A 21,809-nucleotide genomic window follows, 5' to 3' on the forward strand; every position below is an offset into this window, starting at 1 on the left:
CGGTTGTCCTTGGGGGGAGGGATCAGCTTGCAGCGGCCTCGGCGAGAGCCGCTTCCTGCTTTTGCCGGAGCAGTTTGAGGTCGTAGCGATTGAGTTCGGCCCGGGTCTGGGGCAAGGGCACCAGCGCCATGGTAAGGCCGGAGCGGCGGATGGTGCCGATGCCGAACGAGGCGCCTTCCACCATGCGCAGTACATCAGAGGTCAAAATATCGGTGGCCGCGTGCTGGCCCATGCCGACAATGACGGGAATGCCGTGCCACACCGAGAAACGGTCATGGTGGATATGGCCGGAAAGAATGCCCAACACATTGCGACCCTTGAGCAGTTCGGCCAGCTTCTGCGACTGGTTGAATTCGATGGTGCGCCAATGATCCCAGGGCGGCGTATCGCCGAGTGCGGGGGCGTGATGCGCCACGATCAGCTTGGGCAGGTCGGGATTGGCGGCGAGTGCCGCTTCCAACCAGGCGAATTGTTCCGGCTCGATAGAACCACCGATCTGGCCGGGAGTGCTGGTATCGAGCGTGATGACATGCACGCCCCCGATCACCTGTTCATGGTCATAGGGCATATCGAGATCGACGTTTCGATCCAGCATGCCCTGATAAAAGCCGGGACGGGTGTCGTGATTGCCCAGCGCGTAGACCACGGGCAGATCGGTAGCCGACATGATCGAGCGGAGTTGGCGATAGCTGTCGGCGTCGCCGCGATTGGTGAGATCGCCGCTGGCGATGATGAATTTGGGCGCTTGGTCCATGCTGCCGATGAGCTCAAGCACGCGGGTTAGTGTTGCTGCGGTGTCGCTGAACAGATGATCGTCGGCGACAGCCGGATTGCCGACATGCAGGTCGGTGATGTGGATGAAACTGGTCTCGCCCATCGGCCATGCTCCCTTTGCTGGAACACGACCTATGCCGGTCTCGTCTCAGTGACGTGACGAGTTTGGAACAGTGTTTGAATGCGTGGGAGGCGCGGTGAACATGGGCGCTGTCGCAGCCACGACTTGAGCCAGCACGACATTAGGATCGCTCAGGTCAAGCCTGTGGTCGGTCAGCTCATCCGTCCGCTGCCGGCTGCGCGTCATCTGCGAGCGCACCCCCAAAAGGCACGAGATGCGAAAGCCAATGTCGACGTCGCTCAGCCAGGGCGCAATCTTGCGAAAATGCGGGATGAACAGGCGATGGTGGTCGATATCCTCGACCATCGGCCGGAAAATCTCGGGATGATCGCTCGATTGGGCAATCGTGGTCATATGCCTGAGCACGCTATAGCTCGAGCGTGGATCCAGGCTCCAGCGGATCGAGGGACCGATCAGCGCCACGATAATGTCCTCGACCGGCGCAGGGGCAGGGTGCGCGCGCTGTACCGCGGCCTGCAGCAAGGCCAGGCGCTCGGCATTGAGCCTGAGATAGACCCGTTCGGCGGCGGAAAAGATCAACTGCTCGACGCTGCCGAAATGATAGCTGACCGCACCAATGCTGGTGCCCGCGCGCTGCGCTATGCTGCGCACGGTCACGACTTCGGGGTGAGTGGCCGTCCTGAGCAAATCTTCGCAGGCGCTGCGAAGCCGGTCGGGTGTTGTGCTTTTAGCCATATTGCGCTGCATGAAGGCACTATGTCCCAGCCCCGTGACGGCATGGTGACCCTCCGGCCCAGATGCTGTTGCGCCTGAACAATTGAACTTGGCAGGGACTTCCCGGTGGCCATGGCTGCCGACACCTACTGCCGACGGCCTCGGTGCTCGCCCTGACGGCGCCATCCATTGCCCGTGCTCATACCGTGCAGGCGGCAAGCGTGCTGCCTGGGCTGTGGCGAAATGTCGGGTCTCGTGGGCGCCGCTAGCGTCGCGGCTCGTAGCGTAGCGCCACAGCGCCTGAGCTGAGCTCCTTGCGATCAACGAGCTTCAACTCGATGTATTTTGAGAGCCCGGCGAACAAGGTGGGCCCGTGACCGGCAAGTCTGGGTTGCACCACGAATTCGTATTCATCGATCAGGCCCAGTTCTGCCAGCGCCATCGGCAGCTTCACGCCGCCCGTGAACAACGCCTTGCCCGGTTGCTGCTTGAGCTGCTGGACGGCCTCGCTCAAATTGCCGCTCAGCAGCTCCGCGTTCCAGCCGACTTGGCCGAGCGTGCTTGAAACGACGTATTTCTTCATCGCGTCGATGGTGCGCGCGAAAGGTTCGGTCCAGTCGGGCGGCGTCATGGTTCGCGTCTCCAGGCGCCACGCCGCTTCCATCATCTGGTAGGTGACGCGACCAAAGAGCAGCGCATCGGCCCGGCCAATGGTTTCGGTGGCGTGCAGATGGGTGGCCCGCAGCATCATCTGCTGCAGCGTCGGGTCCGAGGGGATGGCGCTGTGGTCGACGCAGCCATCGAGGGTGACGTTGATGGAGTAGAGGAGGGGGCGCATTCCGGTCGCTCCTTTGTCGCTCGTCCTGCTGGGTAAGATCGAACCGTTGCCGTTGACCTGTGTCAAGCCGCGTTGGGCCGGCGTGCGCCGCGTTCTGCGACCGGCAAGATGGTTGGCCCCGGGGCTGGCGCATTTAATCCGCTTTGATCCTCCCCCAGACCAATTTGGTGCGCACGCAATATGTCAGCCGACCGCCACTGGCATGGGGCCGCAGGATTTGCTCGAGCTCGCGGTCAAAGTCCGGGAGCCGGGCGCCGAGCTTTGAGGGGGCGAATGTATCGCGCGAATGCTGGCAGGCAATGAACGCTGCCACGCTCTGCTCAAATGGGGCGGAGACGAAATACTCTTCGCCCTTGATGTCGAGGTGCGCGGCGTAACGATCCCATTCCCGCGGTTTGCCAACGGGGTCGAACCGCTCGCCCGTGACGGCAAGCACCCAGCGCTCCAGGAAGTTGACCCAATCTGCTCGCCATGGCGGTTCGAACGCATCGTCGCCCGCAACCACCGCCACGACATGGCCGGGACGTCCATGCGCCACGAGGCGGGAAAACAGCCGCTGGTGATCCATCCAGTGGATGCTCGCCGCTGCGACCGTCAGGTCGAACCTCCGGTCCGCGATCGGAAAGTCCTCGGCAAAGCCTTCTACCCATTCGATATTGGGTGCATTGCCGTCCGGCATGGAGCGGCCGAGCGCGATCATGGCCCGGGAAGGATCGACGGCGGTTACCGTCTCGAAGTGCCGGGCCAGGGGACGCGAGATTTTGCCTGGGCCGCAGCCGATGTCGAGCAGCGCCGTGCGGGCTGGCGCGATCTCGACGAGCCTTTGGAACAAAGCATGCGGATAGGGCGGCCGAAAGACGTAATTTTCGACGACCTCCGCTTCTTCAAAGGAAGCCCCGGCGCGCATGTTCATGAGACCCCGAATTTTGGTGCCGCACTCTTATCCTGTCCATATCAGCTTGATGACACAAGGCCCGGCCCGTTCACCGCTGGTCTGGATGCAGGAATGCGGCAAGGAACGTCGCCACCGCCGCTTCGGCGTGGCGGCGGATCTCCGCCTGGCTCGGCAGCGCCGCATCGCCCAGCATCATAACGCGGTTGACCGGATCGGCCATGACCAGCCAGTTGAACTGGGACGCCGCCATGTTCGCATCGGAGAATTGCAGCAGGTTTTTCGCCGCCAATTGCTCGAAAGCAGCGCCCATGGCCTCGACCGCCCGAGCCGGGCCGCGGGCATAAAGCTGCCTGGCGAGTTCGGGGAAGCGCTGGGCTTCGGCAATCACCAGCCGGCGCAATTGCATCAGTCCGGGCGTCAGCACGATGGCCAGCTGGCGCACCGCATAATCCAGCAGATAGGCCTCAAGCTGGGCGCGATTCTCCACCCTGGGCAGGCCCTGATGCACCGCGATATCGGCCTCGCCCATCATCTGGCCCATCACCGCAATGAACAGCGCCTCCTTGCTGGTGAAATGCTTGTAGACGGTCTGCTTGGACACCCCGGAGCGGCTGGCGATTTCGTCCATGCTGGCGCCGGCATAGCCCGTGCTCAGAAAGACTTCGGCCGCCGCGCCGACAATGGCCGCCTGCTTGCGCTCCGAGCGCGTGCCGGCCGGGATCTCACTGTCTGTCGTCGGCATTGTCGCTCTCCATCGCCAAATCCTGCTTGACACAATCAAACTGTACAGTCTAGTTCCTATTTACGGAACCAAACCGTCTAGTTTGATTGTGGAGGAGGGCTATGGCCATGAAGACGACCCAGCTGAGTTGCGCCTGCGGAGCCGTGCGCCTCGAGGTGCACGGCACGCCTATCATCAGCACGGAATGTCACTGCAGCAGTTGCAGCGAGGCGGGCAAAAGGCTTGGAGCACTCGATCTGCCGCAGCCTATTCTCACGCCGCAGGGCGGTACGCGCTATGTGCTCTACCGCAAGGACCGGGTCAGTATTCTTGCCGGCGCCGACAATCTCAGCGCATTCCGGCTTGGCCCCAGCGCGACGACGCGGCGGGTGCTGGCCTCCTGCTGCAACACGCCGCTGTTTCTGGAATTCAAAGGCGGCCACTGGCTCAGCCTCTACGGCAATCTGTGGCCATCCGGCGAACTGCCGCCACTGCAGCTGCGCACCATGACGCAGGACGCCCGCGACCGCTCAAGCGTGCCGGATGACGTGCCCTCGGGAGCCCTCGCCACCGCCGGTTTTTACCGCAAGCTGCTCATGGCGTGGATCGCCATGGGCTTCAAGGTTCCCCAGATCGTGGTCAACGGCGCGATCGACGCCTGAGGACCACGCAGGCTTATTCCCCGAACACCAGCACCTGTAGCCGCGGCAGCAGTGGCCGCACGGCGTCGGCATTCGCCTGCCCGCTCTCCCGCGCCGCCCGGGCCGCGGCGATTTCAGGTTCGAGATCGGCACGGATGGCGGCTTTCTGTTCGGCGGAAAGGCTGGTGCTGGCGTCCAGCTGCGCCAGCGGTCCGGCAAAGATGGCGTTGAATTCGGGCTCCGGCATGCTCGCCATGAAGCCGGTCAGCACTGCGTCATGGGCGGTGATCCAGCTGTCATGGTCAAAGCCCGCGGCGGGGATCAGCTCGCCGTTCTGGGTATCATAGTCAAACACTTCGCCGCCTCCGCCGTAATAAATGGGCTCGCCGCTGATGGCGGCCACTTGCTCCATGATGCCCACGACAATTTCGGCTTCCCGCTGGTCGAGGGCCCAGCCCGGTCCGGTCAAAGCCAGCACCGCAAGGAAGCCCAGCGATACCGATCTGAACATTGTGATCATCGTGTTCATCCTCAAAATACCGCCTTGAGGCCAAGGCTGCCGCCAATGCTGGCATCTTGGCCACGGGTTGCCGCATTGACCGATAGCGAAAGGCCGACATTGTCGCTCAGTTTGTGATCGAGATCGGCGCCGATCCGCAGCCAGGTCTGGCCCTGCTGGCCGCCGCCCATGCTGAAGTCGAACAGCCCGATCACATTGCCATTGGCTGCCGCCCCATCGCCGACACGGTGGGCGACTTCCAAAGTCGTGCTCAGCGCGGTGCTGGCCGAGAATTCGGTCACCGCCGTCAGGCCCAGCCGCGCCTCATAGGAGGTCAGCGATTGTCCATCGAAGCGAGCGGGGAAGGGGCCACCGCTTTCGACGAAACCGTCAATATCGGTGCGCCCGGCCGCGATGGAGGCCCATGGGTTGAGCGTCGTATTGCCGATGGTGGCCGCTTCCAGCCAGTCGGCACGCAGCCGGATGACGCCGCTGCCCAGATCGGTCTGGCCGTCGGAATAGGCCGTCGCCGCGCCATTGCTATAGCCACGCTGCAGCTCGGCCTGCCAGCCGCCCAGCATGCCGGTGAGCGAGAACAGCAAGGGCGTGCCATCGGGCTGCCAATCGACCTCGCCCAGCAGATATTGCCCCGATAGATCGCTGTGGCCGCCATGGGCCAGATCCTGCCAGGAATGGCTGGTGCCCACGCTGATGCCGGCGCGCACCGCGCCACCGAACAGATCGGTACAGGCGCCGATCTCGGCCAGGCCGAGGCCCGTGCCACTATCGCCGTGCCGGGCTAGGTCGCCCGTCGCCCAGACGCAGGATTCCTGCGACAGGCTTTTCTGGCTCAGCAGCGGCCGGTGATGGGCGCCATTGAACGGCAACCAGGCCAGAAACTGGCCGGCATTGGCAATCTGGGTGCTCGAGAACAGGGAGCGATGATACTCCTCGATGTCCATCAAACCACCGCCGGGGCCAGGCCCCGGGCCGGGACCGGGGCCAGGACCGGGATCGGGCGGAATGACCCGGGCGATATAGCCCCTGAGCTCGCCATCCGGCGTGGACATCCGGCCCACGATGACATTGCCGTCGCCCGATACGTCGTTGGCGTTTATCAGGTGATCCGTGCCGACATCGACACCGGCGGCCTCCAGCCATTCAGAAACAGCGATCATCCCGGTCGCCTCGCTCCACCGGAACGCCGTATTTTGTCCGTCGGCGACCAATGATTCTCCGACCACGACGTCGCCAGTGCCCGATAGGGCGTAGGCCCAACTGTGGTCGCCGCCCAACGTTCCCAGATCGTACATCTGCATGTTGGCGGCCACGCCGCCGGTGGCCCCCTCGACCCAGCGAAAGGCGTGATAGTTGCCGTCGCCGTCGTCGCTGTATCCCACCACCACGCTGCCGTTGTCGGAGATATCGGAACCGAAGGCGGAGTCGCCGGCCGTGCCGGTCAGGGTGCCCAATCCCATGACGTCGCCATTGCCATTCTCGATGTCGTCGACATCCCAGCGTATGGGTTGCCAGCCATCGGCGCCGTTCTCGCTGCCGATGACATAGCGGCCGTCGCGGGAGATGCCCTCGACATAGTGATCTGTCGCGAGATCGCTGAGTTCCTGCAACTGATACATCTGGGCGTTGCCGGCAACGCCGGTCGTGGCGCCACTGATCCAGACAAACCCCCGAATGTCGGCATCGGCGCGGCTGGCGCGGCCGACCACGATATTGCCGTCACCGGACACGTCAAAGGCCCAGCTTCGATTGCCGCCGAGTGTGCCGATATATTCGATGCCTTCAGTGGCGCTCCAGCGGAACGCCCCGGCCTCCGCCAAGGCGGTATTGTAGCCGACGACCACTGAAGCATCGTCCGAAATACCGCTGGCGTAAGAGCTGGAGAAGACATCCGTGTCGAGATCCACCGGCAGCCCGTCTGGCCCCCACACTGTCGCCCGGAACAGACCGGACGATTCTCTGGACCATTGTCCGATCACATGGGTGCCCGCCCGGTTTATCCCGGATAGATAAATTCCCCCTGGACCCGCCTCGGGTGAATAGACGTAGTCGATGCGGCTTTGCGCCTCAGTGCGCGGCATCCCGATCAGTACACCGGTCCCGGCAATTGCCACCAGCGCCGTGCCACGCCGCAGCGCTGCCAGCCGTTTCCGTCTCGTCTTCATCCCCTGCAGCCCCTTGCCCTCGCTCCCAAATCGGGGAGCCTCAAGGCTGCGGTAGTTGCCCGCGCGCCCGCGATCAACGCGGGGAACGCTGCGGCATAACATTTGCCGTTCCGCATAATCGGCGCAAGGCAGGCGGCCGCTTCCCTCCCCTTGAGGGGTGTTCATTCTAGACTGCTTGCAGCTATCGGCTCTTTCCTTCGCTCTCCCTTGATGGGGAGTGTTTACTCGGGACTCGCCCCACCCACGGTGTCACCCCGGCGCAGGCCGGGGCCCATCCCGAGATGCTGCGGCGGCCGCAAGGTGTGTGAGCGGGGTGCCGGGATGGCGCTTATCAGGCGATCTGGCGGCGAGTTTGGACAGCTCAGGATGGGTCCCGGCCTGCGCCGGGATGACACCGCGTTCTTGAAGGCGTCCGGAGCGAACACTGCCCCTTGAAGGGGAGGGCCGGCGTGGGGGTGGTTGCCGCTTCGGCGCTAAGCTCGCCTAGCGGTCGCTCTCGCGGACGCGGCGGTAATAGCCGGGTGGCACGCCGAAGCGGCGGCGGAAGGCGGTGACGAAATTGCTCGCCTGGTTATAGCCCAGCTCCCAGGCCAATTGCTTGAGCGGCAGGGTGGAGCCGGCCTCCAGCGCCGCCCGGGCGGCATCCAGCCGGGCATCGCGCAGATAGTCGAAAATCGTGGTGCCGAACAGCAGCCGGAAGCTGCGGTTCAGCCGCCGCGGCGTCATGCCCACCGCAGCGGCCAGGCTCGCCAGGTCCGGCGGGTCGCGCAGGTCGGCCAATAGCCGCTCGCGCGCTTCGCGCACCCGGCGCAGTTCAGGCCCCAGCGGCATGGCGAGGCCGGTGCGCATTTCACCCAGAATATCGAATTGATGGGCCAGCAATTCGAGCACCTTGGCCTGCCGGTAGATATGGGCCATGGCCCCGCCATAAGCGGGCCGCAGCAGCGCCTGCGCCAGCGTGCGCATGGGCGCGGGCAGCGGTGCCGTCGCCGCCATGTCGTTGCGCTTGCCACTCAGGGCCTCGCGCACCGCGGGCGGCAGGTCGTTCTCGGCGCCCAGGAAATCGAGCGCCTCTTCTTCCAGCCGAATGGCCACGGCCTGCCAATCGCCTTGCGCCCGCACGTCATAGACAACCCGGCGCTCGATCGGCGTCAGCGAAAAGAAGCGGCCCTCCTCGCGCCAGCTCTGCTCGTCGCAACCCTCCATGGCCACGGTGCCAGCACCACCCAGCATGCCGCCCAGCACCATCTGGCCGGTATTGGACACGCCCTCCATGGCAATGCGAAAGGCGCTGCTGCCATCGGTTCCGGCGCGATAGAGCAGGATGCCGGGGAACATCTGCTTTTGCTCCATGAAGGCTCGCACCGGCCCGGCGGCGAAATTGATCCGCTCGTGCCGGCCGAAATCATGCCTCCATCTGCTATCGCCACTGGCAAACAGCCAATCCTGCATCCACCCGCCCCCAGAAGGTCAATCCGCGCCCCAAGCCTTTGCCGCATGGCGCGCGGGCCTTCACCAATAACGGCTTATGCGATTGTGCCATTTATTATGCGCAAAGGCACGTCTGGACTGTGGGGTGTTAATCCTGCTGCAGCCGGAACACGGATTCCCGCTCGATCAGCTTGGGCACGATCATGACGCGCTGGGGCGGCAATTGGCGGCGGGAACTGTTCATGCGTTCGAGCAGCAGGCGGAAGGCGGCTATGCCCATGTCCTCGCCCGGCAGGCGAATGGTGGTGAGAGGCGGGGAAATCTGCAAAGCCGCGGCGAAATCGCCATAGCCGATAATGGAAATATCCTCGGGCACCTTGTAGCCGAGCCGGTGCAGTTCGGAGATAACATGCACGGCCAGCCCGTCATGCGAGCAGAACAGGGCCGTGGGCCGATCCCCCTGCTCCAACAGGGTCTTGAAGGCGGTGGCAAAGCCTTCTTCGCCATATTGGATTTCATGCACCCGCGCGCCCGGGCAACCGACATAGGCTTCATTCAGCCCGAACAGGCGCTCCATGCGGCCGCGCAGCACGCGCGTGCCATGCACGAAGCCGACAATGCGGTGGCCCCGCTCGCGCAGATATTGGCCGATCGCGCTGCCCGCTTCGTGGTCGGCGCCGGTGACCTGGTCGACCGGATCGAGCGGGGACACCCAGCCCAGCCGTACGACGGGCTTACGCGTGCGCCGGAGCGCAGCCAGGGTTTCCTCGCCATGCTGGCCGACCAACACCATGCCCGCGCTGGCCCGGGCGACGTTCTCGATCTGCTCGGCGCTGCGCGTCCAGTGCAGTTGCACTTCATAGCCCGACAGGGCGGCTTCGGACTGGATGCCGTTCTGCATCTGCATCCAGAGTTCACTGTTTACCGGGTCATGATCGTGGAAAACGATATGGATCGCGGCGCGCGGCGCGGCGCCCGCGCCCTTGAAATAGCCCAGCTCCACCGCCTTGCTGCGCACCAGCGCACGGGTCTGTTCGCTGACGCCAACCTTGCCGGACAAAGCGCGCGAGACGGCGAATTTGGAAATGCCCAATTGGTCGGCGATAGCCTGAAGGGTGATTTTGCTCACGGATGCCTTCCTAAGATTTGTTAGGTAATAGCATGCCGCTTATTTATTGCAAGTTGCGAAAGTTGCATCATAAATTATGATTGTATATCAATATGATGGATGAAATTTGTAAGAATAAAAAATTCTTGAACGAAGGTTATTGACCTAACAGACGCAACTTTGCACGTTATCGTTATCCCAGAATAAGCGCTCGAAAAGAGCGTCGCGGATGAGGAGGAAAACGATGACCAGGATTTCCCGCAGAACCTTTCTGGCCGCCAGCGGTGCGGCGCTTGTCTTGCCCGCCATGCCCAGTTTCGCCCAGGCTGCGGCAAAGGAGGCGCCGGCTTTGGCCGAGGCCGTGGCAGCCGGCACCCTGCCGCCCGTGGCCGAACGCCTGCCGCTCAATCCCATGGTGGTCGAGCCCTTCGAGGGCGTTGGCCGTTATGGCGGGGATTTGCGGACGGCTTTGGTGGGCGGCGGCTCGCTCAACATGATGCATCGCTACCAGGGCTATGAGCCGCTGGTGCGCTACACGCCCGATTTCCTGGGCGTCATTCCCAATGTGGCGGAAAGCTTCGAGGCCAGCGCCGACGCCTCGGCCTATACGTTCAAGCTGCGCGAAGGCCACAAATGGTCCGACGGGCAGCCCTTCACCACCGATGACATCATGTTCTTTTATGAAGACGTGATGCTCAACGAGGAGTTGACGCCGTCTCCGCAGGGCCATCTGCGCTCGCCCGATGGCACCCAGGCCAAGTTCGAAAAGGTCGATGCGACCACGTTCCGCATCGTCTTCAGCCAGCCCAATGGCCTGCTGCCGCTGCGCCTGGCCTGGGCCAATGACGACCGCACCACACGCACGCCGCGCCATTATCTCGAGCAATTCCACATCAAGTACAATCCCGATGCGGACCAGATTGCGCGGGATCAGGGCATGACCGGCTGGGTGCAGCTGTTCCAGATCAAGAGCGGCATCGCCGTCGACGGCGAAATCTTCAAGAACAAGGAGATGCCGACCCTTTATGGCTGGACCGTCACCCAGCCCATCGGCGAGTCAGCCGAATTCGCCATCGCCCAGCGCAATCCCTATTATTTCAAGGTCGATACCGAGGGTAATCAGCTGCCCTATCTCGATCGCATCACCTATGCGGTGGCGGCCGACAATGAAGTGCTGTTGCTCAAGGCGCTGCAGGGCGAGATCGACCTGATCGATCAGTGGATCTGCACCCCCGCCAATCGCGCCGTGCTTTATGACGGGCAGGAAACCGGCCAATACGGTTTTTACACCACTACCTCGACCGAGCCCAACGAGATGGTGTTCCAGCTCAACCTGACCCACAAGGATACGGTCAAGCGCGCGCTGTTCCAGAACAAGAATTTCCGCGCCGGGCTGTCCCACGCCATCGACCGCCAGGCGGTGATCGATACGGTCTTCATCGGCCAGGGCGCGCCCGCCCAGCCTTCGGTGCGGCCGGAAGATCCGCTCTATAACGAGCAATTGGCCACCCAATATACCGCGTTCGACCTGGCCAAGGCCAATGAGCTGCTCGACAGCGTCGTCCCCAACAAGGATGGCGAGGGCTATCGGCTCGATGAAAACGGCAATCGCATCACGCTGATCTTCGAGATCGACCAGGTCCGCCAGACCTTTGTCGACAGCTTCCAGCTCGTGCTGCCGATGATCCGCGCCGCCGGTATCGATGCCCAGATGCGCACCATGGACCGCTCGCTGTGGGAAGTCCGCGTCCGCCAGGGCGGGGAATATGACGCCACCGTGCACAAGTTCGGCGGCAATGGCGGCATCGTCGCCATTCTCGATCCGCGCTACTTCTTCCCCAATACCACCGAGGCCATGTACGCCAAGGGCTGGCAGATCTGGTACAATGATCCGTCCTCGCCCGATGCGGTCGAACCGCCCGACGCCACCAAGCGCCAGTTCGAAGCCTATAACGAATTGCGCCAGACCAGCGACACCGCCAAGCAGCAGGAGCTCATGAAGGAGATCCTGCAGATCGCCGCCGACGAATTCTACGTCTTCGGCGTCACCCTGCCGCTCGATGGCTATGGCATCGTCGCCAACCGGCTCAAGAACGTTGCGCCGTCCATGCCCAATTCCTGGGGTTATCCGACCCCGGCGCCGACCAATCCCGAGCAATATTACATCAGCTGACCCCAGCCATCCGCCGGCGGTGCGATGCCGCCGGCGCCTCCCACACCTTTCCCGGATTGCCCCGATGCTCAAGATCGAAGACAGCCCAGCTGCGCCCAGCCTGCGCACGCCCGACTGGTACAAGACCGCCACGCGCTGGACCCAGCTCACATTCGTCGAGGACGATCCGCAGCGCTATGATCCTGCTTTCTGGGTCGATGTGTTCAAGCGCACCAAATCCAATGCCATTTGCCTCTCGGCCGGCGGCTATATCGCCTACTACCCCAGCGAAATCCCGCTCCACTATGTGTCCAAATTCATCGGCGATACCGATCCCTTTGGCACGCTGGTGGCCGAAGCGCGCAAGCTCGACATGCATGTCATGGCCCGGGTCGATCCGCACGCCATCCATGCCGATGCCGCCGAGGCGCATCCCGAATGGGTCTCGCTGACCGTGGACCGGCAGCCGCGCGAACACTGGGCCATGCCCGGCATTTTCGTCACCTGCGCCTATTCGAGCTACAATTTCGATTTCATGACCAAGGTCATCGTCGAGATCGCCGAAAAATACGATATCGACGCGCTGTTCGGCAATCGCTGGCAGGGCCATGGGGTCTGCTATTGCAAGGCCTGCGAGGACAATTTCCGCGCCGCCAGCGGGTATGACCTGCCCGAAACCAGCACCGCTTCGGACCCCGTTTGGCAGGCCTGGGCCGCCTGGCGCCGCACCACGCTGACCCGCCTCGTCGCCCATTGGGACAATGAGGTCAAAAAGGTGCGCCCGCATGCCAGCTTCATTCCTAATATGAGCGGTTCCTCGCTCATGGAATTCGACCTCTCGGTCATCAAGAAGCACTGCCCGATCCTGTTCGTCGATCACCAGGGCCGCCGCAATGTCGAGCCCGCCTGGTCGGCCGGCCGCAATGGCAAGCGCATCCGCGCCACCTTCCGCGATCGTCCGGTGGGCCTGATCACCTCGATCGGCCCCGAGGAAATTCCGCGCTGGAAGGATTCGGTGCAGACCGGCCCCGAAATCGAGCAATGGGTGCATGCCGGCATCACCCAGGGCCTCTTCCCCTGGTTCACCAAGTTCAATGCCTGCATCCCCGACGATCGCTGGGTGCAGCCCGTCGCCAATGCCTTCAACCTGCATGCCGAGGTCGAGCCGGTGATCGGCTCCATGCTGCCATCGGCCGAGATCGCCATCATCGATCCGGCAACGACTTTACGCCATTGGGATCCCGACAAGCGGCACCTGGCGGAGCTCAACGATCTGGGCTTCTACCACGCCCTGGTCGAGGCAAGGCTGCCCTTCGAATTCCTCTCCGACCAGATCATGAGTGCCGAGACGCTGAGCCGCTACAAGCTCGTCATCCTGGCCAATGCCACCTATCTGTCCGACGCCCAATGCCAGGCGCTGCGCGACTTCGTCGCCGCCGGCGGCAGCGTGGTCGCCGCCCACCAGACCTCGCTCCATAACGAGAAAGGCGCCGCCCGCGCCGATTTCGGCCTGGCCGATGTGTTCGGCGTCACCATGAAAAGCCCACCGCGCAGCGGTGTGCGCAATTCCTATATCGCCCTCAACGGCAGCCACCCCATCAACCAAGGCTATGACGGCGCCCAGCGCATTATCGGCGGCACCGAAGTGGTGGAAGTCGCGCCCATTACCGAGATCGAGCAGCCCTTCCTCGCCATCCCCGATTTCCCTGATCTGCCGATGGAGGAAGTCTATCCGCGCCTGCCGCCGCAAGGCGTTGGCGTCGCCGCCCGCACCACCGAAGCCGGCGGGCGCGTGGTCTATATCCCCTGGAATATCGGGGAAGTGTTCTGGACCTATATGGCGCCCGATCAGGGTCGGCTGATCGCCAATGCCGTCAAATGGGCGCTGGGCAAACGGCCCGAAATCGAGGTCACCGGCCGCGGCGTCTTCGATGTGGGCCTGCATAGCGACGACAAGGGCCGGGCGCTGTGCCTGCTCAACCTGACCAATCCGATGATGATGAAAGGCCCGCTGCGCGACACCTGGCCGGTCGGCCCGCTCACCGTCAGCCTCGAAATCCCCCAGGGCAAAAGTGTCAAATCCGCCCGCCTGCTGGTCAGCGGCCAGGCTGTGCCATTCGACATCGCCGATAACCGCGCCACGGTCAGCGTGCCTGATATCGAGACCATGGAGGTGGTCCATCTGAGCTGGGAATAGAGGGGCGCGGCTGAGATGAAAGCACAGAATAGACGGTCCGACGCTCACCGCGCCGGGCCACCCGCAAAGCCGAACGAGGAGCGGCAATGCTGAATTACATACTCAAGCGCCTGGTCTACATGATCCCGACCCTGTTCGGCATGTCGATCATTTCGTTCGCCATCATCCAGCTGCCGCCGGGCGATTATCTCACCTCGCTGATGTCGACGCTTGCCGATGGCGGTGCGCCGATCGATGCGGCGACGGTGGAGCGCCTGCGCGGCCAATATGGGCTCGATCAGCCCATCTGGGTGCAATATGGCAAATGGATGCTGGGCATCCTGACGCGCGGCGATTTCGGCTTTTCCTTTGAATGGAACCAGCCGGTTTCCGAGATCATCTGGTCGCGCATGGGGTCGACCCTGGCGATTTCCTTCGCCGCGCTGCTGCTGGTCTGGGGTGTGTCCCTGCCCATCGGCATCTATTCGGCCGTGCGCCGCAATTCACTGGGCGATCACGTCTTCACCTTCCTTGGCTTCATCGGCCTCGCCGTGCCCAATTTCATCCTGGCGCTGACGCTGATGTATGTCTCCTTCCGCGTCTTCGGCCAATCGGTGGGGGGTCTCTTCTCGCCCGAATATGTCGAAGCGCCCTGGAGTTGGGGGAAGCTGTGGGACCTCATCATGCATTTGTGGATCCCGATCCTGGTCATCGGCATGTCCGGCACGGCCTCGATGATCCGCATCCTGCGCGCCAATCTCACCGATGAGCTGTCCAAGCCCTATGTCACCACCGCCCGCGCCAAGGGCCTGCCCGAATACAAGGTCATCGTGAAATACCCGGTGCGGATTGCGCTCAATCCGTTCATTTCGGCCATTGGCTGGGTGCTGCCCGAGCTGGTCTCGGGCGTCACCATCACCGCCATCGTCTTGAACCTGCCGACCGCCGGGCCGTTGCTGCTGCGGGCTCTCGTCGCGCAGGACATGTATCTGGCCGGCAGTTTCATCCTGCTGCTGAGCGTGCTGACCCTGGTGGGGATGCTCATTTCCGACATCCTGCTGGCGCTGCTCGATCCGCGCATCCGCTATAATTGAGGTGATGGAATGACCACGTCTCCCGCCCTCGACGCCAAGCTTGCCGAAGATGGCCCAGCCATTTCCGGCCTCAAGCCCGGCATGGACCCCATTTCCGATGCCGCCGCCGGCCAATGGACGCTGATCTGGCGCAAATTCCTCGGCCAAAAGGTCGCCCTGTTCTGCGGTGGCGTCATTTTGGTGCTCTATCTCATCGGTGCCTTCGCTGAATTCCTGGCGCCGGGCCTGCCCGATACCAGCCGCGCCCAATACACTTACGCCCCGCCGCAAAGCATTGGCCTGTTCACCCCCGATGGCCAATTCCAGCTGCATGTGAAGGGCTATACAATCGCCATCGACAAGGCTGCGCTTCGCCGCACTTTCGTGGTCGATGAGAACGTCATCGTCCCCGTCGGCCTCTTCGTCGAAGGCCCCGCCTACAAGTTCTGGGGCCTGTTCGAATCCAACCGGCACCTCATCGGTCCGCTCGACCCGACAGAGACCATGTATCTGCTCGGCGCCGATCGCCTCGGCCGCGACCTGCTCAGCCGGCTGATCTATGGCACGCGCATTTCCATGTCGATCGGGCTGATCGGGGTGTGCGTGTCGCTGTTCCTCGGCGTCGTGCTCGGCTCCATCTCGGGCTATTTCGGCGGCTGGGTCGATACGGTCATTCAGCGCGTCATCGAAGTGGTCAGCGCCATGCCCACCATTCCGCTCTGGCTCGGGCTGGCCGCCGCCATCCCGCTCACCTGGTCACCCATCAACGTCTATTTCGTCATCACCATCATCGTCTCGCTCTTGGGCTGGACCGGTCTGGCGCGTGAAGTGCGGGGGCGTTTCTTCTCGCTCCGCAACGAGGACTTCGTGACCGCCGCCAAGCTCGATGGCTCGTCGGAACGCCGCGTTATCTTCCGGCATATCCTGCCGTCGCTCACCAGCCATATCCTGGCTGTGGTAACGCTGGCCGTGCCCTCGATGATCATTGCCGAAACCTCGCTCTCCTTCCTCGGCGTCGGCCTCAAGGCGCCCGTGGTCAGTTGGGGCGTGTTGCTGCAGGACGCGCAGAATATCCGCTCCATCTCGACCGCCCCCTGGCTGCTCATCTGGCCCAGCCTTGCCGTGGTGATCGCGGTGCTGTCCTTCAACTTCTTCGGCGATGGCCTGCGCGATGCCGCCGATCCCTATGAGACCTGAGGAGCACACTATGGAACAGCCAGTCCTCAGCGTCGAAAACCTGTCGCTCGATTTTCACCTGCGCACCCATATCCTGCATGCCGTGCGCGATGTGAGTTTCGAGCTGCATCGCGGCCGCACCCTGGCTCTCGTGGGTGAAAGCGGCTCAGGCAAGTCGGTCACTGCCCGCTCGCTCATGCGCATTGTCGACCGGCCCGGCGTGATGGTCGGCGGCAAGATTATGCTGCGCACGCAGGGGCGCGAGGTCGATCTGGCGCAATTGGCCGCCAATAGCCCGGAAGTCCGCGCGGTGCGCGGCGCCCGCATCGGCCTGATTTTTCAGGAGCCGATGTCCTCGCTCTCGCCGGTCCACACCATCGGCAGCCAGATCGATGAAGTGCTGCGCCTGCATGCCCGGCTCGACAAATCCGCTGCCCGTGCCCGCACCATCGAACTGCTCGGCCAGGTCGAAATTCCCAATCCGGCCGAAATGGCGGATCGCTACACCTTCGAATTCTCCGGCGGCATGCGCCAGCGCGCCATGATCGCCATGGCCCTGGCCTGCAATCCCGATATCCTGATTGCGGACGAGCCGACCACAGCGCTCGATGTCACTACCCAGGCCGAAATCCTCGACCTCATCAAGCGCCTCCAGACCGAACGCGGCATGGCCATGCTGCTCATCACCCACGATATGGGCGTGGTGGCCGAAGTCGCCGACGATGTCGCCGTCATGCGCTTTGGCCGGATCGTGGAAACCGGCAGCGTCGACGACATCTTCCATGCGCCCCAGCACCCCTATACGCAGCGCCTTCTCGCTTCGACCCTCAAGCTCGAGCAACCCGCCGACGCCCGCGCCGAGGCGGTGGTCACCCCGCAACCCATTCTGACGGTCAAAGGCCTCACCAAGGTCTATGGTGGCTCCAAGGGTTTTCTCGGCACCAAGAAGTTTGCCCTCAAGGCGGTGGATGATGTGAGCCTGGTCCTCCATGCCGGCGAAAATCTCGGCGTGGTCGGGGAATCCGGCTCCGGCAAAACCACGCTGGGCCGGCTCATCCTGCGCGTTGTCGAACCCACCGCCGGCCAGGTGCTCTACCGCCAGAAGGACGGCACGGAGATCGACGTCACCGCGCTCTCAAAATCCGAGCTGCGCAAATTCCACGCCGATGTCCGTCTGATCTTCCAGGACCCCTTCGCCTCGCTCAACCCGCGCATGACCATCCGCCAGATCGTCGGCGACCCCCTGGTCGTCGAGGGCCAGCTCAAGGGCAAGCAGATCGAGGAGAAGGTTGCCGAGCTGCTCCGTCTCGTCGGTCTCTCGCCCGATGTCATGGAGCGCTATCCGCACGCCTTCTCCGGCGGCCAGCGCCAGCGCATCGGCATTGCCCGCGCCCTGGCGCTCGATCCGCGCATCATCATTGCCGATGAAGCGACCTCGGCGCTCGACGTGTCCATCCGCAGCCAGATCCTCGACCTGCTGCTGGAGATCCAGAGCCGGCTCGATCTCTCCTTCATCTTCATCTCGCACGACATCTCGGTCGTCCGCTATTTCTGCGACCGGGTAGCCGTCATGCATCGCGGCAAGCTGGTCGAAGTCGGCCCCGCCGAAAAGATCTGCACCGCCCCCGATGCCGACTATACCCGCGCGCTGATTTCGGCCGTGCCCAATCCCGATCCGCGTCACAAGCGCATGTTGCACCGAACACGCCTTTCCGCTCTCTCAACGCTAACAGTCCGCTAACCAAATGACACTTAATCAGCGTGCCGTGCTCACCGGTGCCGGCGCCATGAGCCGCAAATGGCTCGAGGCCATCAAGACCATCGGCAGCGTCGACATCGTCGGCATTGTCGATATCAATCCGGCCAATGCCGAGGCCCGCGCCGCCGAGCAGAACATCAATCCCGAGATCGGCAGCGACCTCAAGACGATGTTGGATAAGTTCTCCCCGGAGATCGTTCTCGACGTCGCCATTCCCGCCGTTCGTCACGGAATTGTCTCCACCGCCCTGGCCGCCGGCGCCCATGTGCTGTCGGAAAAGCCGATGGCCGAAACCCTTGATCAAGCTCGCGATTTGGTCGCTCGCGCTGAGGCTGCCGGGCGTCTGCACGTCGTCATCCAGAACCGCCGTTATCTCGCCCAGCTGCGCCGTATCCGCCGCCTCGTCGCCTCCGGCGCCATCGGGGATATCACCGGCGTGCATTGCGATTTCTTCCTCGATCCGCACTTCGGCGGCTTCCGTGAACAGATGCCTCATGTCCTCCTGCTCGACATGGCCGTGCACACCTTCGACGCCGCCCGCTTCGTCATCGACGACGCCGCGACCTCGGTCTATGCCGAGGAATGGAATCCCGCCGGCTCCTGGTACCAGCGCGACGCCTCGGCCTTTGCCAGCTTCCGATTTTCGCAAGGCGCCGTAATGACTTACCGCGGCTCCTGGGCGGCGCCGGGCTTCCGCACCAGCTGGGAAAGCGCCTGGCGCATCACCGGCACAATCGGCTCCATCCTCTGGGACGGCGCCGACGACCTCCGCGCCGAGCGCTCGCTGCCTCTCGTCGCCGGCAAGCTGCTGCCTGACACGGAAGTCATTGAAATTCCTGCGCTAGATCCCGCCGACCGCATCGGCGGGCATCTCGGCGTCATCAGCGATTTCATTGCCGCCACCCGCGGCGGTCCGGAGCCGGAAACGGTGGGCCGGGAAAATATCAAGAGCCTCGCCATGGTTCTCGGCGCCATCGACAGCGTCGGTCAGGGCAGGCGTGTCGAAATTATAATTTAGGAGATATTTCATGGCATTAGACCCCAAAGCCATTCGCATCGGCACCATGATCCGCGGCCACGAACCCGATCCGGTCGGCTATCTCGAAAAGATCCTGCCGCACGGCTTCGAGAGCATCGAGCCCTATTTCTGGCAGACCGTGAACAAGGACCTCCCCGAACTCGCCAAGCGCCTCAAGGACGTCATCGGCGACCGCGACGTGACCATCTCGACCCTGGGCATGTTCGGTAACCCATTGGAAGAACAGCCGAAAGACCTGGAGACGCTACGCGGCTGGGAAGCGCTAATCGACAACGCCCACCATTTCGGCGCCACCTGCGTCGCCGGCTTCACCGGCCGCATCCGCAATCGCCCGCTGCCCGAAAGCCTGCCGCAGTTCAAAAAGGTCTGGACCGAACTGTCCAAGCGCGCCGCCGATAAAGGGGTTCGGATCGCCTTTGAAAATTGCGCCATGCGCGGCAATTGGGAAACCGGCGACTGGAACATTGCCCACAATCCCGACGCCTGGGAAATGATGTTCAACGAGGTGCCGGAAGACAATATCGGGCTCGAATGGGAGCCCTGCCACCAGATGGTCTATCTCATTGATCCCATTCCGCAAATCCGCAAATGGGCGCACAAGTTCTTCCATGTACACGGCAAGGACGCGACCATCCGGTGGGATGTCATCAAGTCGCAGGGCTATGGCGGCAAGGAGAAAGCCGTCTGGATGCGCACGCCGGGTTTCGGCGATACCAATTGGACCGACGTCATTTCCGAATTGCGCCTGGCCGGCTGGTCCGGCTCGATCGACATCGAAGGCTGGCACGATCCGGTCTATCGCGAAGAGCTGGAAATGGTGGGGCAAGTGCACGGCCTGAACTATCTCAAGGCCTGCCGTGGCGGCGATTTCATTGCCTATCCCGGCCCGCTCAAGGGAGCCTGATCCATGCCGCGTTTTTCAGCCAATCTTTCAATGCTTTACCCCGACCTGCCTTTCATGGACCGCTTCGCGGCAGCGGCCGCCGATGGGTTCAAGGCGGTGGAATATGTCGGCGCCTACGACCAGGATCCCGCAGCCTTGCGGCGCCTGCTCGACCAGCACGGCTTGGTGCAGGCGCTGTTCAACCTGCCGGCGGGTGATTGGGCGGCGGGTGAACGCGGCATTGCTTGCCACCCCGATCGGGTCGAGGAATTCCGCCGCGGCATCGCCAAAGCCATCGACTATGCCAAGGCAACGGGCTGCGATCAGGTCAATTGCCTCGCCGGCATCGCTCCGGCCGGGCATGATCGCGCCATACTGGAGCAGGTGCTGATCGACAATCTCGCTTATGCCGCCCCGCTTCTGGCCGAGGCCGGGATCAAGCTTTTGCTCGAGCCGATCAATACCCGCGATATTCCGGGCTTTCTGATCAATTCTACCGATGATTATGAGCGGATCGCGGCGGCGGTCGGCACCGACAATCTCTATCTGCAATATGACTTTTACCACATGCAGGTGGTGCAGGGAGACCTGCTGCCCAACTTTAGCCGGCTGCAATCGCGCATTGCTCATGTCCAGGTGGCGGACAATCCGGGGCGCCATGAGCCGGGGACCGGCGAGATCAACTATTCCAACATTTTCGCGGCACTGGACGCGGCTGGCTATGCCGGCTGGGTCGGCGCCGAATACAAGCCGAAGGCTGCCACCAGTGCGGGCCTCGGCTGGTTTGCACCCTGGAGGGAACGGGCATGAAGATCGGTTTTATTGGGCTGGGCGTCATGGGGCGCCCGATGGCAGCGCATCTCATCGCTGCCGGGCACGATGTCTTTCTGCATCGCGTCAAGGATGCGTCGCAGCCTCTGGTCGAGGCGGGCGGCAAGGCGCTGGGAACTGCCCGCGCCGTGGCCGAAGCGGCTGAAATCACCATTCTCATGCTGCCCGATACGCCGGACGTCGAGGCGGTCCTGTTCGGGCCAGATGGCGTTGCCGAGGGCTGCGCGCCCGGCAAGCTGGTCATCGACATGAGTTCGATTTCGCCCGGCGCCACCAAGGCTTTTGCCGCTCGGATCGCCGAGACCGGCGCCTCTTATGCCGATGCACCGGTGTCGGGCGGCGAAGTGGGCGCCAAGGCTGCGTCCCTCACCATCATGGTGGGCAGTTCGGAGGCCGATTTCGCCCGAGCCAAGCCGCTGTTTGAGCTGATGGGCAAGAACATAACCCGCATCGGCGGGGTGGGGGATGGGCAGACGGCCAAAGTGACCAATCAGGTCATTGTCGGCCTCACCATCCAGGCGGTGGCCGAAGGGCTGGCCCTGGCAAAGGCGGCCGGCGCTGACGTGGCCAAGGTGCGCGAGGCGCTGATGGGCGGCTTTGCCGCGTCGCGCATCCTCGAAGTTCACGGTGAGCGCATGATCAAGCGCACCTTCGATCCCGGCTTCCGGATCCGCCTGCATCGCAAGGATATCGGGCTGGCGATGGAGGCCGCCAAGTCTCTCGAGCTATACCTGCCCCATGCCGCCAGCCTGCAGCAATTGATGAACAAGGCGCTGGCCGATGGCCTTGGCGACAAGGACCATTCGGCCTTGATCAGCTTGCTGCAGGACTAGG

The 21,809-nt window shown here is 63.2% G+C and carries 19 protein-coding genes; 10 read left to right on the forward strand and 9 right to left on the reverse strand.

The features are described 5' to 3' along the window. Nucleotides 1-22: 22 nt before the first annotated feature. The 5 genes from N8A98_RS11995 to N8A98_RS12015 form a co-directional block, all read right to left on the reverse strand. The gene (locus N8A98_RS11995) at nt 23-877 is read right to left on the reverse strand and encodes a metallophosphoesterase (protein WP_262171589.1); all 855 of its coding nucleotides are present in this window, start codon (nt 875-877) and stop codon (nt 23-25) included. 45 nt (nt 878-922) lie between these two features. After that, nucleotides 923-1,591 (reverse strand): TetR/AcrR family transcriptional regulator, encoded by a 669-nt coding sequence (locus N8A98_RS12000; RefSeq protein ID WP_262171590.1) that lies wholly within the window; start codon nt 1,589-1,591, stop codon nt 923-925. A 244-nt stretch (nt 1,592-1,835) separates the two neighbouring features. After that, complete coding sequence (locus N8A98_RS12005) at nt 1,836-2,408, reverse strand: dihydrofolate reductase family protein (RefSeq protein ID WP_262171591.1); 573 nt, start codon at nt 2,406-2,408, stop codon at nt 1,836-1,838. Nucleotides 2,409-2,541: 133 nt separating this feature from the next. Beyond that, nucleotides 2,542-3,321, reverse strand: coding sequence for a class I SAM-dependent methyltransferase (locus N8A98_RS12010; protein WP_262171592.1), 780 nt, complete (start codon nt 3,319-3,321; stop codon nt 2,542-2,544). A 70-nt stretch (nt 3,322-3,391) separates the two neighbouring features. Next, nucleotides 3,392-4,045 carry a TetR/AcrR family transcriptional regulator gene (locus N8A98_RS12015; RefSeq protein ID WP_262171593.1) on the reverse strand — a complete coding sequence of 218 codons (654 nt, stop codon included), beginning with the start codon at nt 4,043-4,045 and terminating at the stop codon, nt 3,392-3,394. A gap of 101 nt (nt 4,046-4,146) precedes the next feature. Here N8A98_RS12015 and N8A98_RS12020 point away from each other — a divergent pair, with 101 nt between their 5' ends. Beyond that, nucleotides 4,147-4,686 carry a GFA family protein gene (locus N8A98_RS12020; protein ID WP_262171594.1) on the forward strand — a complete coding sequence of 180 codons (540 nt, stop codon included), beginning with the start codon at nt 4,147-4,149 and terminating at the stop codon, nt 4,684-4,686. Between the two features lie 13 nt (nt 4,687-4,699). Here N8A98_RS12020 and N8A98_RS12025 read toward each other — a convergent pair whose 3' ends face one another. The 4 genes from N8A98_RS12025 to N8A98_RS12040 form a co-directional block, all read right to left on the reverse strand. After that, entirely contained in the window at nt 4,700-5,185 is a 486-nt protein-coding gene (locus N8A98_RS12025) for a hypothetical protein (RefSeq protein WP_262171595.1), read from the reverse strand. 11 nt (nt 5,186-5,196) lie between these two features. Next, a complete protein-coding gene (locus tag N8A98_RS12030) occupies nt 5,197-7,347 on the reverse strand; it encodes an autotransporter domain-containing protein (RefSeq protein WP_262171596.1) in 2,151 nt (716 codons plus the stop codon). Nucleotides 7,348-7,830: 483 nt separating this feature from the next. Beyond that, the gene (locus N8A98_RS12035) at nt 7,831-8,799 is read right to left on the reverse strand and encodes an AraC family transcriptional regulator (protein ID WP_262171597.1); all 969 of its coding nucleotides are present in this window, start codon (nt 8,797-8,799) and stop codon (nt 7,831-7,833) included. A 127-nt stretch (nt 8,800-8,926) separates the two neighbouring features. Continuing rightward, the gene (locus N8A98_RS12040; RefSeq protein ID WP_262171598.1) at nt 8,927-9,907 is read right to left on the reverse strand and encodes a LacI family DNA-binding transcriptional regulator; all 981 of its coding nucleotides are present in this window, start codon (nt 9,905-9,907) and stop codon (nt 8,927-8,929) included. A 223-nt stretch (nt 9,908-10,130) separates the two neighbouring features. Here N8A98_RS12040 and N8A98_RS12045 point away from each other — a divergent pair, with 223 nt between their 5' ends. The 9 genes from N8A98_RS12045 (at nt 10,131) to N8A98_RS12085 (ending at nt 21,808) form a co-directional block, all read left to right on the forward strand. Continuing rightward, nucleotides 10,131-12,059 (forward strand): ABC transporter substrate-binding protein, encoded by a 1,929-nt coding sequence (locus N8A98_RS12045; protein WP_262171599.1) that lies wholly within the window; start codon nt 10,131-10,133, stop codon nt 12,057-12,059. A 64-nt stretch (nt 12,060-12,123) separates the two neighbouring features. Beyond that, a complete protein-coding gene (locus tag N8A98_RS12050; protein WP_262171600.1) occupies nt 12,124-14,235 on the forward strand; it encodes a family 10 glycosylhydrolase in 2,112 nt (703 codons plus the stop codon). 86 nt (nt 14,236-14,321) lie between these two features. Then, on the forward strand, nt 14,322-15,308 hold the full coding sequence (locus tag N8A98_RS12055; RefSeq protein ID WP_113122491.1) for an ABC transporter permease: 987 nt from the start codon (nt 14,322-14,324) through the stop codon (nt 15,306-15,308). 9 nt (nt 15,309-15,317) lie between these two features. After that, entirely contained in the window at nt 15,318-16,484 is a 1,167-nt protein-coding gene (locus N8A98_RS12060) for an ABC transporter permease (protein ID WP_262171601.1), read from the forward strand. 10 nt (nt 16,485-16,494) lie between these two features. After that, the gene (locus N8A98_RS12065) at nt 16,495-18,204 is read left to right on the forward strand and encodes an ABC transporter ATP-binding protein (RefSeq protein WP_262171602.1); all 1,710 of its coding nucleotides are present in this window, start codon (nt 16,495-16,497) and stop codon (nt 18,202-18,204) included. Between the two features lie 4 nt (nt 18,205-18,208). After that, nucleotides 18,209-19,240: a Gfo/Idh/MocA family protein gene (locus tag N8A98_RS12070; protein ID WP_262171603.1), complete on the forward strand. Its 1,032-nt coding sequence runs from the start codon at nt 18,209-18,211 to the stop codon at nt 19,238-19,240. Nucleotides 19,241-19,250: 10 nt separating this feature from the next. Beyond that, nucleotides 19,251-20,165: a sugar phosphate isomerase/epimerase family protein gene (locus tag N8A98_RS12075; RefSeq protein ID WP_262171604.1), complete on the forward strand. Its 915-nt coding sequence runs from the start codon at nt 19,251-19,253 to the stop codon at nt 20,163-20,165. A gap of 3 nt (nt 20,166-20,168) precedes the next feature. Beyond that, entirely contained in the window at nt 20,169-20,954 is a 786-nt protein-coding gene (gene hyi, locus N8A98_RS12080) for a hydroxypyruvate isomerase (protein WP_262171605.1), read from the forward strand. Next, nucleotides 20,951-21,808: a 2-hydroxy-3-oxopropionate reductase gene (locus N8A98_RS12085; RefSeq protein ID WP_262171606.1), complete on the forward strand. Its 858-nt coding sequence runs from the start codon at nt 20,951-20,953 to the stop codon at nt 21,806-21,808. The genes hyi and N8A98_RS12085 overlap by 4 nt, the downstream gene beginning before the upstream one ends. Nucleotide 21,809 lies beyond the last annotated feature (1 nt).

This window comes from Devosia neptuniae, assembly GCF_025452235.1.
Lineage (GTDB): Bacteria > Pseudomonadota > Alphaproteobacteria > Rhizobiales > Devosiaceae > Devosia.